This window comes from Acidimicrobiales bacterium (genome assembly GCA_016794585.1).
Classification (GTDB): domain Bacteria; phylum Actinomycetota; class Acidimicrobiia; order Acidimicrobiales; family DATDAH01; genus JAEUJM01.
The window spans coordinates 123,749-139,597 of record JAEUJM010000011.1 but is presented as its reverse complement, the minus strand read 5'-3'; the positions used below and the strand labels follow the sequence as shown (position 1 = coordinate 139,597).

The following is a 15,849-nucleotide window of genomic DNA, read 5'->3' as shown; positions in this document are numbered from 1 at the left end:
GACATGCGACTGCGAAGGGACCGCGACGACAACGCGGACCTCTCGGACGAGGAGCACGCCTGGTGGTCGGGCCGGGACCGGCGCAAGGAGGCCGGCGAGCCGCCGGCGGGCATGGGCGAGCGCCGCCAGCACGACACCCTCACCCTCATGACCGCTCCTCCGCCGCCTCCCCCTCCTCCCCCTCCGCCACCTCCCCCGCCACCGGCCCCTCTTCGTGTCCCGGCCCCCGAGGCACCTGCCGCTGCCCGCGCCGACGTCCTCGATGGACCTGCTTCGGCGCCGGCCATCAGCCTGCCCACCCTGGTTCCCGTAGGAGCCTCCGGTGCCGCGGAGTCGCAGGCCGAGCGGGTGGGGTCGACGTCGACGGCGTTCCCGTTCGAGCGCGAGGCGCTGGGGATGACCGGCGCCGAGCCGGTCGAGGACCCGTGGCACCGATCCACCTCCCCGGAGGCGCTGGCCGCCTATCGGGCCCTTGGCATCGACTGGGAGGCCACCTGGGACGAGGTGGTCGAGGTGTTCCGCGACCACGCCGCCCTCTGGCACCCGGACCGCCTGGCGGGCACCGACCCCCTGGTCCAGGCCGAGGGCCAGCGGCGCATGAGCGAGCTCAACCGGGCCTACGCCGAGCTCAAGCGCATGCTCCGCCCGTCCCGGCGGGAGCTCTTCGGCTCCTGACCCGCAGGCCCTGGGCGCTCCACCCACCCCACGGGTGGGAAATGGGACGTTCGGCCCGGGACGTCGACCGTCCCGCCGGGTAGAAGGAGGAGATGTCCTCCGAGATCGAAGTGTTCGCCGACGTCGGATGCCCCTTCACCCATGTCGGGCTCCGCCGCTTCGTGGAGCGCCGCGACGCCGACCCCGCCCTCGCCGAGGTGCGCCTCCGGGTGCGCTCCTGGCCCCTCGAGATCGTGAACGGCGAGCCGTTGGACCCGCAGTTCATCGCCGACGAGGTGGACGAGATCCGCGAGCAGGTCGCCGGCGACCTGTTCCGGTCGTTCGACCCCGAGGCCTTCCCGGCCACCTCGCTGCCCGCCATGGCGCTGGCGGCCGCCGGCTACCGGGTCGACGTCGCCACCGGTGAGGCCGTCAGCCTGGAGCTGCGCGACCTGCTGTTCGAGCAGGGGCGGGACATCGCCGACCCCGCGGTGCTGTCGGAGGTGGCGGAGCGCCACGGCGTGGACTTCGACGTCGACGACCCGCCCGTCGAGCTGGTGGAGGCGGACCACGCCGAGGGCGGGGGCCGCGGCGTCCAGGGCTCCCCTCACTTCTTCACCCCGGCCGGCGCCTTCTTCTGCCCGTCACTCGACATCTCCCGCGACGCCGATGGCCACCTGCGCATCACCGCCGACCCCGTCGGCTTCGAGCAGTTCCTCGACTCCTGCTTCGCCTAGGAGCCGCAGCACCGACGAACCGTGTGGCCAAGCCGCGGCGACGAAGTCCGAGCCAGTGTCACGTGTTCTGCGCCACCATGCCACCGTCGACGCTGAGCACCGAGCCGTTGACGAACGAGGCGCCCGGCAGGACGAGTGACCAGATGGCTTGGGCGACCTCGGCGGGGTCGCCGTAGCGGCCGGCGGGGACCCGTCGGCGGGCGAACTTGGCCTTGGCCTCGTCGGGGATGATCGACGTCATCCCGGTGTGGATCGGGCCCGGGCACACCGCGTTGACGGTGACGCCGCTGCGGCCGAGCTCGACCGCCAGCGCCTTGGTCAGGCCCACGACGCCATGCTTCGAGGCGGTGTAGGCGGACAGGTAGGCGGTGGCGCCGAGCGCCTCGCTGGAGGCGATGTTGACCACCCGCCCGTCGCCGTTGCGCCGCAGGTCATCGACGCAGGCCCGGACGGTGCAAGCCATGCCGGTGAGGTTCACGGCGAGGGTCCGGTCCCACGACGCCTCGAAGTCGGGGCCGTCGATCGCCGCCGGCAGGGACACGCCGGCGCAGTTCACGAGGATGTCGACCGGCCCGAGCGCCGCCCGCACCTCGGCCAGTACGGCGTCCACCCGGTCGCCGTCGGTCACGTCGCACGCCCACGCCCGCCCCCCGGCCGGCGCCTCCGGCTCGTCCCGGTCCAGTGCAGCCACGAGCGCGCCGTCCTCGGCGAGCAGCGCCGCGGTCGCCCTTCCGATCCCCGAGGCGGCGCCGGTCACCACCGCCACCCGCCCTCGAACGGACCGTCGGTCAGCCACGGGGTCGCGCCTCGTCGATCATCGCCGGAACGCTAACCGGACGGCCGAGTCACCGACTCGGGGCACCCCTCAGCCGGGCGGGTCGATGTCCACCGGGGCCCCGAAGTCGTAGAACTCGGTGGTCGTTCGCAGGTCCCCCGGGCCCGTCTCGTTCGCCTCCCACTGGGACACGACCTCGATGCGACGGATGAGACCGTCCCCCAACCAGACGTCGAGCGTCTCTGCCTCCTCGGGGTACTCCAGCTCGAACCACGCCAGCTGCCCAGGGGTCAGCCGGCCCAGCGCGCTCCGAGAGGGTTCGTCGAGCTCGATCCGATAGTGGGTTGCCGATTGCCCCCGCACCTCCTCCTCGCCGATCGCGACCACCGAGTCGCTGCGGAGCGCGGCCAGGACAACCGCCTCGGACGACGACCCGAACGGCGCCAGACGGCCGGTGGGTGACAACGTCGAGGGCGTCGGATCGTCGCCCTCCCAGATCTGGTCGCCCACCACGGTGAAGGACTGCGATCGGCCGTCGCCGCGCACCTGGATGTCCGCTCCGTCGACCTCGAGATCCGACGAGCGCACCGCGCCGTTCTCCTCCACCACAAGGCGACCGCGGAACCTGGTCGCGTCACCGGTGGCCCGGGCCGCCCGGGTGACGAGCTCGGCGGCGCTGGCGGGATCGACCGTCCCCGACCGCCCGAGCGCCACCGCGGCCACGACCACGACGAGCACGACCGCGGCCGCCAGGGCGGCCAAGCGTCGCGGGTGCACGATGCGTCGGCGGGAGGAGTGCGCCGCGGGCCTCGGGGTCGCGGTTGCGGTAGCCGTCGAGGTCGCGGCATCGGCGTCGTACGCCATGGCTCGCGCGTGGATCGCCGCATACCGGTCCGAGGCGGGGGGCGGCGGCGACTCGTGGCAGACCGGGTCGAGGGCCACCAGGTCGTGCCAGAGCTCTGCGTCATCAGTCATCGGCCACCGCCTCTCGCTGTGGTTCGTCAGTCGGGACCGCCGATCGAGGCGTGCCCTCCGAGTCGTCCGCCTCGGCCAGGAGCGCCGCCAGGCGACCCCGGGCCTTGTGCAGACGGCCCGAGGCGGCGTTCGGCGTGCAGCCGAGGAGGGCGGCGATGTCGGTGACCGACAGGCCGTCCCAGGCCCGCAGGATGAGCAGCTCGCGGTCGTCGCCCGAAAGGGACGAGAGCGCGCCAGCCAGGCGCCGGCCGACAGCATCGACGACCACCGCCGCCGGATCCGCCACGGTCGGACCGGGCTCACCCGCCAGTCGGAGGTCGAGCCGACTCCTGCGGTCGTCGCTCCGGCGCCGGTTGGCCAGGACCAGGCGCGCCGTGCCGAACAGCCACAGGCGGGCGTCGGGTGCGGGTGGGACACCGGCGCGTCGACGCCACGCCACCGCGAAGGTCTCGGCGGTGACGTCGTCGGCCTCGTGTCCGGACGCACAGCGCCGGCGGGCGAAGCGCCAGACGTCGGCGAAGTGCTCCCGGAAGAGGTCGTGGAAGGCCGCTTCATCCATGTCCGCGCCCCGGTGTGCTCGCTCCCACGCTTGCCATCACCGTCCACGTGTCCGGGACGACCCGGATCTTTCCGCGGTAGCGCGCGCCAGGGAGAACGAACGTCGCCCGCGGGGCGACGGCGGCAGTCAGAGCGTGGCGAGGGCGCCGGCGAGGAGGTCGACGGCGAGGTCGGCTTGCTCGGGGGTGACCACGAGGGGCGGGGCCAGGCGGACCGCGGCCGGGCCACAGGTGAGCACGAGGAGGCCGGCCCGGAAGCACGCCTGCTCGAGTGCCTCGGCGGCGTCGTGGTCGGGCAGCTCGATGCCGATCATGAGGCCTCGTCCCCGCACGTCGACGACGGTGTCGGGATGGTCGGCCCGCACGGTCCGCAGCCGCTCCATGATCTGGGCGCCCCCCTTGGCGGCATGCTCTGCGAGGCCCCCCTCGACGAGGTCGAGGGTGGCGAGCGCGGCGGCGCAGGCGACGGCGTTGCCGCCGAAGGTGGAGCCGTGGCGGCCGGCGCCCCAGGTGAAGAGATCGGCCCGGCCCACGACCGCAGCGAGGGGGAGACCCGAGGCCAGGCCCTTGCCGGTGAGCAGCACGTCGGGGGCCACGTCGTCCTGCTCGATGGTCCACATGGTGCCGGTGCGGCCCACCCCCGACTGCACCTCGTCGGCCACGAGCACGATGCCGTGGCGGTCGCACACGTCGCGCAGCTCGGCCAGCCATCCGGGCGGCGGGACGAGGTAGCCGCCCTCGCCCTGGAGGGGCTCGACCACGATGGCGGCGACGTCCTCGGGCACGGTGAGGTGCCGGAAGATCACGTCCTCGATGTAGCCCGATACGCCGTAGGGGGCGTGGTAGACGCCGGCCTGGAGCGGGCCGAAGCCGCCGCGGTAGTGCGCCTTGCTGGCGGTCAGCGAGAGGCTGCCCAGCGAGCGGCCGTGGAAGGCGCCGAGGAAGGCGATGACGTTCGGCCGGCCGGTGGCCGCGCGGGCCAGCTTGATGGCGCCCTCGACCGCCTCGGTGCCGGAGTTGGCGAGGAACACCCGACTCGCGCCGTCCCACGGAGCGGAGGCGGCGAGGCGCTCGCACACCTCGGTGTAGCCGGGCATGGCCCAGTCGCTGCCGCAGTAGTGGATGAGGTCGCGGGCCTGGCGCTCGATGGCCTCGACCACCGCCGGGTGGCAGTGGCCCGTGGCGGTGACCGCGATGCCGGCGTTGAAGTCGAGGAAGCGGTTGCCGTCGACGTCCTCGATGGTGCAGCCGGCGCCGCGAGCGGGCACGAGGTCGTAGACGCGCGCCATCGACGGGCTGGCGACGGCGGCGTCGCGGGCGATCCACTCGCGGGCCTTGGGGCCAGGCAGGTCGGTGGTCAGGTGCGGCACCGAGGCGGTGGCGAGGTCGTCGGTCATGTGGGGCTCCCCCCGAGGTGTGCGTTCACGGCCGCCGACGGCGATCCGGATCCTGCGTCGCTGCGTGGCGGCCGTGCCGCCGGCGGTTCAGCCCAGCTGCTCGTGCAGGAACCCGACCACCTGCGGCCAGATCTGCTCGGCGAGCTCGGCGTCGAGGGTGCCGAGCGCGTTGTGCGGGCCCATGAACGCGTGACCGGTCCCCGGGTGCACCGTGAGCTGCACGTCCTTGCCGAGGCCCTGCAGCTTGGCCTCGAGCGCGTGGGCGCCCTCGGGTCCGAAGAAGTCGTCGGTCTCGGCCATGTGGCCCCGCACCACCGCGGTGAGCCCGGACCAGTCGGGCTCGCCGTCGCCGGACGGATAGCCGTAGAACGGCACTGCCGCCTTCACCTTGTCGCCTCGGTTGGCGGCGATCAGGAAGGTGAGCATGCCGCCCATGCAGAAGCCGACCACGCCGACACCGTCGCCGGTGGTCGCGTCGTGGGCGACCAGGTAGTCGACGGCGCCGCTCATGTCCTTGCCGGCCCGGTCGGCGGGCATGGCGTTCATGAGGGCGGCGGCCTTGTCCATCTCCTGGTGCTCGGGGTCGGCCAGCTCGCCGCGGTAGAGATCGGGGGCGAGGGCGACGAAGCCCTCGCCGGCGAGGCGGTCGCAGACGTCCTTGAGGCTCTGGCTCACACCCCACCACTCCTGGATGACGAGCAGCCCCGGACCGGTGCCGCCCTCGGGGAGGGCCAGGTAGCCGGACGCGGTGTTGCCGTTGGATGCGAATTCGACGGTCTGGGCCATGGCCAGACCCTACCGAGCGGGCCGCCCCCCTGCCGTCGGCCGGGCACTGTCAGATCCGCGTCAGACCGTCGGTTCTCCGGGTCGGTCCACAGGGCCGCCGAGGAGCGGGTCGTCCGTGCCCGAGCGACTCGACGGGGCGTCCAGCAGCGGGGCGTACGTGTCGGGGCGACGGGTGGTGAGGAAGGGGAAGAGGGTGAGCCAGTCGCCCCGCTGGTCGAGGTCGAGGTCGGCCACGAGGACCGCGGGCTCGTCCCGGGGCGCCTGGACGAGCACCCGGCCGTACGGGTCGCTGATGAACGACGACCCGTAGAAGGTCAGCGGCGGTTCGTCGCCGATGCGGTTGACCGCGACCATGAAGGTGCCGTTGGCGATGCCGTTGCCGACGATCACCTGCTGCCACAGGGGCTGGGTGTCGAAGCCGGGGTGGTCGGGCTCGGAGCCGATGGCAGTCGGGTAGACGATGACCTCGGCGCCGGCCAGCGAGTACGCCCGGGCCAGCTCGGGGAACCACTGGTCCCAGCAGGTGGGGAACCCGAAGCGCGCCTCGCCCAGGCCGACCACGGGGTAGCCGCCGTCACCCGGCCGGAAGTACCGGTCCTCGTAGTAGCCCGCGGTGACGGGGATGTGGAGCTTGCGGGTGCGAGCGGCGAGAGCGCCGTCGGGGGTGACCACGATGGCGGTGTTGTAGGCGAGGCCGTCGGTGCCGGTCTCGTGGGGCCCCGGCCGCTCGTAGAGCGAGGCGTGGACGGCGACGCCGGTCTCGGCGGCGAGGGTGGCGGCCAGCTCGTAGGTGGGGCCGCCGGGCAGGTCCTCGGGCTCGGCGCCGACCGCGGCGGGACCGTCGGCGGTGATGGCGAAGTACGGCGAGAGGGTCAGCTCCTGGAGGCAGACCAGCTCGGCGCCCTCGCCGGCGGCCATGCGCACGCCCTCGGCCAGCGCGGCCCGATGCTCGTCCGGATCGGGGTGCCAGCGATGCTGGACCGCGCCGATGCGGAACGGCGGCCGGGTCGGGGCATCGACCCGCGCCGGCGAGTCGGGCACCCCGTCGGCGACGAGCAGGCGAACGGTCTCGCTCATCGTCCGGCTGTCCTCTGGCGGTGTTCACTCCCGCACCCTCGGTTCTGGCACCGGATCTCGGTGCCAGGGCACCGAAATCCGGTGCCGGTTCGGAGGAGGTCGATGCTCACGGCGCCACCGCCGGCACCTGCTGGGTGATGCAGTGCACGCCGCCGCCCCCGAAGGCCAGGACCGAGCCGGGCACGCCCACCACCTCGTGGCTGGGGAGCACCGACTGGACCGCGTCGAGGGCCTTGTCGAGGTCGCTGCCCGCGGTCACCGGGACGATGGCGGCGCCGTTGGCCAGGTAGAAGTTGGTGGGCGGCACCACGACGGTCTCGCCCCCGATCTCCGCGTAGGGCAGCACGTCGATGGTGCGCACCTCGTAGCCGGCGGCCTCGAGCACCTCGAGGTTGCGGTGCAGGCGGCCGTAGTTCGGGTTGGTGCGGTCCGCCGTGGTCTGGGCCACGACCACGTTCGGCCCGATGCTGGCGGCGACGTTGTCGACGTGGCCGTCCGTGTCGTCGTCCTCGACCAGCCCGAACGGCAGCCAGACGACGTGGTCGACGCCCAGCCACGTCTCGAGCTCGGCCTCGAGGTGGCCCTTCGACAGGTCGGGGTTGCGGTTGGGGTGGAGCAGGCACTGCTCGGTGGTGATCACGCCGCCGGCGCCGTCGACGCAGACCGAGCCGCCCTCGAGGACCAGGTGGTCCGCGTCGTAGCGCTCGATGCCGAGGTGGGCGCACATGCGCTCGGCGAAGCGGGCGTCCTCGTCGTACGGAGTGAACTTCTCGCCCCAGGCGTTGAAGGCGAAGTCGACACCGGCCCGCCGGCCGGTGCCGTCGGTGACCACGAGGGCGCCGATGTCACGCGCCCACGAGTCGTCGAGGCCCCACTCGACCACCTCGATGTCGTAGCTGCCGGCCTCGCAGGCCGCGCTGGCCTCCTCGCCGTCCCCGGGGCGGGCGACGAGGAGCACCGGCTCGTAGCGGGAGATGGTGCGGGCGATCTCGGCGTAGTCGTCCTTGGCGGCGGCGAACTGCTCGCCCCACATCGACGCACGGGCGGGCCACGCCATGACGCAGCGCTCGTGCGGCGCCCACTCGGGCGGCATGGTCAACCCGTCGGTATGGGGCGTCGAGGCGCCCGGCTCTCCCTCACCAAAGATCACGCCGCCATCTTGCTACGCCGCCGGCGTCACGCCGTCGTCGCCGGAGAGGATCGGATCCCGGCTGGTCCGATCCACGGCCGTGGGAGAGCGGCGCCGGATGGCGCGACGCGTAGCGTCGGCGGTGTGAGCACCGCACTCGACGCCACCACCGCCCGGCGGATGTGGGCGGTGGGCGAGCCCGTCCACGCCCTCGGCTACTTCGCCCCCGAGTCGCGGGCGGCGTGGGAGGACGCCGGGCTGCGCGGCTTCTGGCGGGGCTACTTCGCCACCCGGGCGGCGCCGCTCGGGCCGGCGAGCGCCCCCGTCGTCACCGCCGCCTTCTACAACTTCGCGCCGTCGTTCGTGGCCCGCTCCATCCCCGAGGTCTGGACGATGGCGTCGCCGACCGACGCCTGGGCGGCCCGCCTCGTCGGCATGGATGCTGCGCTCCGGGCGACGCTCGACGACCCGTCGGTGCTCGACGGTGCCGAGGTGGCAGAGGCCGCCGACCTGGCCCGCCGGGCGGCCGAGGCCTCCCCCGCCGCCGGCCGCACGTTCTTCGCCGCCCACCTCGACCTCGACTGGCCGGCGGCACCCCATCTCGTCCTCTGGCAGGCCCTCACCCTGCTTCGGGAGTACCGCGGCGACGGCCACAACGCCGCCCTGCTGGCCGCCAACGTCGACGGCTGCCAGTGCCACGTGCTCGCCGCCGCCTGCGCCGGCCCGCCACGGGAGATGCTCCAGGTGGCGCGGGGCTGGACCGACGACGAGTGGGACTCGGCCGCCGCCGGTCTCACCGACCGGGGCCTGCTCGTCCCCGGCCGCCCCGACGAGGCCACCGAGGCCGGCCGGGCACTCCGTGACTCGATCGAGCTCTGCACCGACCAGACCGACCTCGCGCCCTGGCGGTCCATCGGCGCCGACGCCACCGAGCGCCTGCACGCCCTGTTGCGTCCGCTGGCCAAGGCCGTGGCCGAGAGCGGCGTCCTGCCCGGCGTCAACCCCATCGGCATCCGCTGGTAGCCCCCCTCCTCTCGTTCTGGTCCCTCGCCTGCAACACCAGGGGGCTGTCGCGCAATGGGACCAGAACGCATAGCCATGCTCGGACCTGCGCGACGATGCATTCCCACCAGGGGAAACGCTCGGCCGCGCTGGCCGTATGCAGGCGCCGCTGGAAAGATCGACGCTCCCCCAGCGTCGCCAACTCGCTACCAGAACGAGTGGGGTCAGGAGGGAGCGGGTGGTGAGCCGGCGGCGGCCTCGGCTCGTGCGGCGCGACCTGCAGCGCGGCGCTCGCGGAGACGGGCGCCGCGACTCCACTCCATGGGGTCGAAGTCGGGCGGGTCGGGCGGGATGGTGCCGGGCTCGACGAGGGCCTGGCCCAGGACCATCTCGATGAGCAGCGGCCGGTCGAGGATCTCGCCGGCGCAGTTCACGCCGCCCACCATCGTCCCGGCGATGCCGTGGCCCGACGCGGTGTTGGCGCCGACCACCCACAGCCCGTCGATCTCGGTGCGGTGCTGGGGCCGGCGGTCACCGCTCTGCTCGGGCGAGTGGACGTAGCCGTAGCTCGTCCCACCGGTGGAGTGCGTGTAGCGCTCCTGGCTGAGCGGCGTGGCCGTCTCGACGTGGACGATGTGGTCGCGGAACGGCCCGAGCACCTGCTCGGCCGCGGTCAGGAGGTGCTCGGTGAGCGCCTCCTTGCGGGCCCGGTAGGCCTTGCTGCGGCGGTAGGAGCCGCCGTCGGCGGGCCCGGCGTCGACCCCCCAGTACCCGTAGCCGGCCGGCGCCAGCGTCATGACCTGGAAGTTGGTGTGCCCGGGCGGGCACAGGTGCTCGTTGCCGGGATCCTTGCGCGACGCCATGGCCACATAGGCGAAGAGCTCGTCGTCGGCCATCCCGTCGCCGGCGTAGAGCCGGTCGTACAGCCCCTCGACGTCGTCGTTGGAGAACACGAAGTAGTTGGTGTTCGGCCCGGGCAGGTCGATGTCGACCACGACGTACACACAGACGAGCCCGACGGTCATCGTGGCGTGCTCGACCCAGTCGAGGGTGGCGGGATCCCACTGGGACCGGTCGACCAGGCCTTGGACGGTTCGGGCGTAGTCAGCGTTCGAGATCACGAGGGGCGCACCGACGCGGGTGCCGTCGTCCAGCACGACCCCCTCGGCCACCTTGTCGCGCACGACGATCTCGCGCACGGGCGTGAGGGTCCGCACCTCGCCGCCGTGGGCCTCGATCACCTGGATGAGACGGGCGGGCAGCACCTGACCGCCGCCCTCGGGGTAGTAGGCGCCCCGCATGTAGTGGTCGATGATGCTGGCGTGCATCGCGGTGGCGGTCTGGCTCGGGCCGCCCCCGTAGAGGCCGGACCAGTGGTCGAGCACCGCCGCCGCACTCGGCGAGAGCTCGCACTCGGCGAACAGCTCGGACAGCGGCCGGAAGGCCCACCGGTCGAATGTCGGCGTCTCGACGCCGGGGATCAGCCGGCTGCGGCTCTCCTCGGCGACGTCTCGCAGCGTGCGCAGACACCGCTCGAGGCCGGCCTGGTCGTCGGGGAAGGCGCCCGTGAGACGGCGGCCATACTCGTCCCAGTCGGCGGGAACCCGCAGCTCGACCCCGGGGAAGCGCAGGGTGTCGAAGCCGTCGGGGTCGAGGGGGCGGAACTCGATGCGATCACCGACGCCGAGCGCACCGAAGATGCTCGGGAACAGGCCCCCGGGCCCACAGTCACCGATGTAGTGGATGCCGACGTCGAACTCGTACTCGGCCCCCTGGTGGTGCCGGCGGAAGACCTGGGCGTTGCCGCCGGCGAGGTCATGGCGCTCGACCACGAGCACCCTCCGCCCGGCGGCGGCGAGGCTCGCGCCGGCGGTCAGCCCGCCCGGGCCCGAACCGACGACCACGACGTCCCACTGCTCATCCCACGGCTCGTCCACGCGCGCCCTCCCGTCCCCGGAACGCCCCGAACGCTAACCCGTGGCGAACGGGCTCCCGATCGCCGCTCTCTGGCACCGGGCTCCGGCACCAGGACGAATCGATGTCGCTGCCCGGACGAGCGTGGTCGGGAGTAGGACGGACGGCCCGCCGCCGGAGCGGCGAGACTGGTGGGGTGGACGCTCCCCGATGGTTTCCCCTCAAGCACCGGGACGACCCGGCGGTCCAGCGGGACCTGAACTGGGGGCGCGGCGGCGCCGGCGAACACCTGCCCACCGGCCTCGAGGTGCAGTGGCTGGGGACGGCCGGGTTCCGCCTGACCTACGAGGGCACGACGATCCTGATCGACCCGTACGTCTCGCGAGCGCCGCTCGGTGCGGTCGCCCGCCAGCGCCGACCACTGCACGCCGACGCCGGCCTCGTGGCCGACCTGCTCCCCGCTGCCGACGCGGTCCTGCTCGGCCACACCCACTTCGACCACGCCATCGACGCCGCCGCCGTTGCCGCCGCCCACGACTGCCCGGTCTACGGCTCGTCGTCCGCACGGCACCTGCTGGCCCTCCACGGGCGCCCCGAGCTCGCCGTCGCGGTCGAGCCGCACCAGCCCTACGCCATCGGCCCCTTCACGGTCCGCTTCACCCCGAGCCGCCACTCGAAGCTGCTCTTCGGTCTGGCCGTGCCGAGCGACGGCGAGCTGACCTGCGACTCGCTCGACCACCTCGGCGCCGGCGCCTACCGCTGCGGGCAGGTGTGGGGTATCGCCATCGAGGTCGCCGGCACGACCATCTACCACCAGGGCAGCGCCGACCTCGTCGACGACGAGATCCGTGACCGCGACGTCGACGTCTTCCTGTGCGGCATCGCCGGTCGCGTCTACACGGACCGCTTCGTCGAGCGGGTCCTCGGGCGGCTCTCCCCCAAGGTGATCGTCGCCCACCACCACGACGACTTCTTCCGGCCCTTGGCGTCCGACGCCGACGCCATGGGCTTCTCGTTCAACGTGAACCTCGGTGGCTTCGTCACCGACGTGGCCAAGGTGGCGCCCGGCACCCCGGTGCGCGTCCTCGACCCGCTCCAGGCCGTCGCCGGCGCCTGAGCCCCGCCGTCGCCCCTACCTGCGGCGAACTGGCACCGGCTTTCGGTGCCCTGGCACCGAAATCCGGTGCCAGAACGGGAGGAGGGGCGGGGTCAGCGATCGAGGGCGGCCCGCCAGAGGGACTGGAACTGGGCCACGCCGGCCTCGTGGCGGGGGCTGAGCACGCCGGTGTCGTACACGCCGGCGTCGAGGTTGCGCTGGACCTCCTCGCACATCGCCTTGTCCTCGTCCATGAGCAGCATCGAGAGGCGCTCGGACTCCTTGGCGCCCGCGCTGCCCGGCTCGCAGAACCAGTACGTGTAGACGATGGTCGTGCGGTCCGGGCCGTTCGGGAGGATGCGCTCGACGTTCATGCCGTCCGGGTACAGGTTGAGGGCGAGGTTCGGCCAGCGGAACAGCCAGCGGCCGGCGCTGAGGGTGCCGGTCCGAGTGTTCGACGAGTGGATGCAGTAGCGATCGCCCTCGCGCACCTCGACCCGGTACGTCGCCATGTCGAGCTCCCGGTTCAGCTCGGGGTGCAGGAAGGGGACGTGGTAGCCCTCGAGGTAGTTGTCGCAGTAGGTCTTCCAGTTGCAGGCCAGGTCGTGGACCACCTCGTGGCTGAAGCGGTAATCGGCGACGGGGAAGCCGTCGGCCTCCGCCGCGAACCCGCCGAGGTCGTCCAGAAGCACCGGCGCGTCGAGCGAGAGGTTCACCCAGACGAGCCCGCACCACTCCCCCACCTGCACCGGGTGGAGGCCCCACTCGTCAGGGTCGAGGGCCTCGTCGCCGAAGTCCCGCGCCCGGCGCAGCGAGCCGTCGAGCTCGTAGCTCCACCCGTGGTAGCCGCAGACCAGCCCACCCTTGCACGGGTGGCTCCCGTCCTTGGCGACCTGCGCCGCCCGGTGACGGCACACGTTGTGGAACCCCCGCAGCCCGCCGTCGAGGTCGCGCACCACGACGATCGGGTAGCCGGCGATGGCCTTGGCCACGCTCGTCCCGGGGCCCGGCGCCTCGTCGGCCCGGGCGAACACCAGCCACTCCCGCCCGAACACCGCCCGCCGCTCGGCGGCGTAGACCTCGGGGTCCCGGTACGCCGACGCCGGCAGGGTCTCCATCCCCGCCGACGCTACCCGCGGCCGCGAGCGCGCGAACTCGAGGCAAGAGCCCGCAGATTCCGGGGGGCTCTTGCCTCGAGAAGCTGGCCGGCGGCGCGCCGGCGTCAGCGCAGGACGAGGGCGCCGGCGAGGGGGTGGCCCTCGTCGTCGGTGCCGCCGTCCTCGGCGTCGACCACCACGGTGTCGCCCTCGGCGTACTTGCCGTCGAGCAGCGCCACCGCGAGACGATCGCCGATCTCGCGCTGGATGACCCGCTTGAGGGGCCGGGCGCCGTAGGCGGGGTCGAAGCCCTCGCTGGCTATGAGCGCCTCCGCGGCCGGGGTGACCTCGAGCCCGATGCGGCGGGCCTCGAGGCGGCGCTTCAGCACGTCGAGCTGGATGCGCACGATCTCGGTGAGATCCTCCTGGGTGAGGCTCCGGAAGCGGATGATGTCGTCGACCCGGTTGATGAACTCCGGCTTGAAGAAGTCGGCGGGATCACCGGGCAGGTTCGACGTCATGATCAGCACCGCGTTGGTGAAGTCGACGGTGCGGCCCTGGCCGTCGGTGAGGCGGCCGTCGTCGAGCACCTGGAGCAGCACGTTGAACACGTCGGGGTGGGCCTTCTCGATCTCGTCGAGCAGCACGACGGAGTAGGGGCGCCGGCGCACGGCCTCGGTGAGCTGGCCGCCCTCGTCGTAGCCCACGTAGCCCGGGGGCGCGCCGATCAGGCGGCTGACCGTGTGCTTCTCCTGGTACTCGCCCATGTCGATGCGGACCATGGCCCGCTCGTCGTCGAAGAGGAAGTCGGCCAGCGACCGGGCCAGCTCGGTCTTGCCCACGCCGGTGGGGCCGAGGAACAGGAACGAGCCGATGGGCCGGTTGGGGTCGGACAGGCCGGCCCGGCTGCGGCGGATGGCGTTGGCCACCGCGGTGACCGCCGCGTCCTGGCCGATGACCCGCTCGTGCAGCACCGACTCGAGGCGCAGCAGCTTGGCCATCTCGCCCTCCATGAGGCGCGAGACGGGGACGCCGGTCCACTTGGCCACGACCTCGGCGACGTCCTCCTCGTCGACCTCCTCCTTCAGCATCTTCTGGGTGGCCTGGAGCTCGTCGAGGTGGGCGGTGGCCTCGGCCACGCGGTGCTCGAGCTCGGGGATCTGGCCGTAGCGGATCTCGGCCGCCTTCTCCAGGTCGGTCTCGCGCTCGGACAGCTCGCGCAGGGCCTCGAGCTGTTCCTTCTGCTCCCGGATGGCCGCGATGGCGTCCTTCTCGGACTGCCAGTGGGCGACCATCGACGACTTCTGCTCGGTGAGGTTGGCGAGCTCCTCCTCCAGTGACGCCAGACGGTCCTTCGAGGCGGCGTCGGTCTCCTTGGCCAGCGCCACCCGCTCGATCTCGAGCTGGCGGATGCGGCGCTCCACCACGTCGATCTCGGTGGGCATCGAGTCGATCTCGATGCGCAGCTTGGAGGCGGCCTCGTCCACGAGGTCGATGGCCTTGTCGGGCATGAAGCGGCCCGTGAGGTAGCGGTCGGACAGGACCGCGGCGGCCACGAGGGCCGCGTCCTGGATGCGGACACCGTGGTGCACCTCGTAGCGCTCCTTCAGGCCGCGCAGGATGGCGATGGTGTCCTCGACCGAGGGCTCGCCCACGAAGACCTGCTGGAAGCGGCGCTCGAGGGCGGCGTCCTTCTCGATGTGCTTGCGGAACTCGTCGAGGGTGGTGGCGCCGATCATGCGCAGCTCGCCCCGGGCGAGCATGGGCTTGATCATGTTGCCGGCGTCCATGGCGCCCTCGGCGGCGCCCGCGCCCACGATGGTGTGGAGCTCGTCGATGAAGGTGATGACCTCGCCCTCGCTGTCGGTGATCTCCTTCAGCACGGCCTTGAGGCGGTCCTCGAACTCACCGCGGTACTTGGCGCCGGCGACCATGCTCGACAGGTCGAGGCTGATGAGGCGCTTGTTCTTCAGGCCCTCGGGCACGTCGCCCTCGACGATGCGGCGGGCCAGGCCCTCGACGATCGCGGTCTTGCCGACGCCGGGCTCGCCGATGAGGACCGGGTTGTTCTTGGTGCGGCGCGACAGCACCTGGATGGTGCGGCGGATCTCGTCGTCGCGGCCGATGACCGGGTCGAGCTTGCCGGCGCGGGCGGCCTCGGTGAGGTCGCGGCCGTACTTCTCGAGCGCCTGGTACTGCTCCTCGGGGTTCTGGCTGGTGACCCGGTGGCTGCCGCGGACCTCGCGCAGGGCGGCGAGCAGCTCGTCGCGGGCGACGCCGACCTTGTCGGCCATGGCCAGCAGCAGGTGCTCGGTCGACAGGTACTCGTCGGTGAGCTCGGTGCGGGCGGCGTCGGCCTGGTCCATCAGGTCGGTCAGCGCCTTGGCCATGCGGGACTCGCCGCCGTAGGCGCTGGGGAGCTTGGCGATGGCGTTCTCGGCCTCGTTGCGCAGCGAGACCGGGTTCTTGCCCACCTTCTGCAGGATGGGGAGGACCACGCTCTCGGCCTGGCCCAGCAGGGCCACGAGGAGGTGGTCGGGGGTGACCTCGGGATTGCTGTGCTGGCGGGCCGAGTCGACGGCGGCCTGGAAGGCTTCCTGGGTCTTCAGGGTCCAGCGGTTCGGGTCAAGAGCCATGGCACCAGTCTACCGGG

14 protein-coding genes are annotated in these 15,849 nt (G+C 72.7%); 4 read left to right on the top strand and 10 right to left on the bottom strand.

The annotated features are described in order from the left end of the window. Positions 1-3: 3 nt before the first annotated feature. Together JNK12_05050 and JNK12_05045 are read left to right on the top strand one after the other, a co-directional pair. A complete protein-coding gene (locus JNK12_05050; protein ID MBL8775271.1) occupies positions 4-675 on the top strand; it encodes a J domain-containing protein in 672 nt (223 codons plus the stop codon). Between the two features lie 92 nt (positions 676-767). Further along, positions 768-1,391 carry a DsbA family protein gene (locus JNK12_05045; GenBank protein ID MBL8775270.1) on the top strand — a complete coding sequence of 208 codons (624 nt, stop codon included), beginning with the start codon at positions 768-770 and terminating at the stop codon, positions 1,389-1,391. A gap of 58 nt (positions 1,392-1,449) precedes the next feature. On the opposite strand, the gene JNK12_05040 is transcribed toward JNK12_05045, so the two are convergent. From JNK12_05040 to JNK12_05010, 7 genes are all read right to left on the bottom strand, one after another. Then, entirely contained in the window at positions 1,450-2,187 is a 738-nt protein-coding gene (locus JNK12_05040; GenBank protein ID MBL8775269.1) for an SDR family oxidoreductase, read from the bottom strand. A gap of 69 nt (positions 2,188-2,256) precedes the next feature. After that, positions 2,257-3,141 carry a hypothetical protein gene (locus JNK12_05035; GenBank protein ID MBL8775268.1) on the bottom strand — a complete coding sequence of 295 codons (885 nt, stop codon included), beginning with the start codon at positions 3,139-3,141 and terminating at the stop codon, positions 2,257-2,259. Then, positions 3,134-3,700, bottom strand: coding sequence for a sigma-70 family RNA polymerase sigma factor (locus JNK12_05030; GenBank protein ID MBL8775267.1), 567 nt, complete (start codon positions 3,698-3,700; stop codon positions 3,134-3,136). Before JNK12_05030 ends, JNK12_05035 begins: the two co-directional genes overlap by 8 nt. 126 nt (positions 3,701-3,826) lie before the next feature. Continuing rightward, positions 3,827-5,095, bottom strand: coding sequence for an aminotransferase class III-fold pyridoxal phosphate-dependent enzyme (locus JNK12_05025; protein MBL8775266.1), 1,269 nt, complete (start codon positions 5,093-5,095; stop codon positions 3,827-3,829). Positions 5,096-5,182: 87 nt separating this feature from the next. Then, positions 5,183-5,881 (bottom strand): dienelactone hydrolase family protein, encoded by a 699-nt coding sequence (locus JNK12_05020; protein ID MBL8775265.1) that lies wholly within the window; start codon positions 5,879-5,881, stop codon positions 5,183-5,185. 60 nt (positions 5,882-5,941) lie between these two features. Then, positions 5,942-6,958 carry a carbon-nitrogen hydrolase gene (locus tag JNK12_05015; protein ID MBL8775264.1) on the bottom strand — a complete coding sequence of 339 codons (1,017 nt, stop codon included), beginning with the start codon at positions 6,956-6,958 and terminating at the stop codon, positions 5,942-5,944. 106 nt (positions 6,959-7,064) lie between these two features. Next, positions 7,065-8,051: an agmatine deiminase family protein gene (locus JNK12_05010; GenBank protein ID MBL8775263.1), complete on the bottom strand. Its 987-nt coding sequence runs from the start codon at positions 8,049-8,051 to the stop codon at positions 7,065-7,067. 180 nt (positions 8,052-8,231) lie between these two features. Between JNK12_05010 and JNK12_05005 the strand changes: the two genes are divergently transcribed. Further along, positions 8,232-9,110 carry a hypothetical protein gene (locus JNK12_05005; protein ID MBL8775262.1) on the top strand — a complete coding sequence of 293 codons (879 nt, stop codon included), beginning with the start codon at positions 8,232-8,234 and terminating at the stop codon, positions 9,108-9,110. Positions 9,111-9,313: 203 nt separating this feature from the next. On the opposite strand, the gene JNK12_05000 is transcribed toward JNK12_05005, so the two are convergent. Further along, positions 9,314-11,026 carry an NAD(P)/FAD-dependent oxidoreductase gene (locus JNK12_05000; GenBank protein ID MBL8775261.1) on the bottom strand — a complete coding sequence of 571 codons (1,713 nt, stop codon included), beginning with the start codon at positions 11,024-11,026 and terminating at the stop codon, positions 9,314-9,316. A 101-nt stretch (positions 11,027-11,127) separates the two neighbouring features. Between JNK12_05000 and JNK12_04995 the strand changes: the two genes are divergently transcribed. Next, complete coding sequence (locus tag JNK12_04995; GenBank protein MBL8775260.1) at positions 11,128-12,120, top strand: MBL fold metallo-hydrolase; 993 nt, start codon at positions 11,128-11,130, stop codon at positions 12,118-12,120. A 92-nt stretch (positions 12,121-12,212) separates the two neighbouring features. Here JNK12_04995 and JNK12_04990 read toward each other — a convergent pair whose 3' ends face one another. Further along, positions 12,213-13,217, bottom strand: a complete 1,005-nt coding sequence (locus tag JNK12_04990) for a Rieske 2Fe-2S domain-containing protein (GenBank protein MBL8775259.1) — start codon at positions 13,215-13,217, stop codon at positions 12,213-12,215. A 104-nt stretch (positions 13,218-13,321) separates the two neighbouring features. Then, positions 13,322-15,832 (bottom strand): AAA family ATPase, encoded by a 2,511-nt coding sequence (locus JNK12_04985; protein ID MBL8775258.1) that lies wholly within the window; start codon positions 15,830-15,832, stop codon positions 13,322-13,324. Positions 15,833-15,849 lie beyond the last annotated feature (17 nt).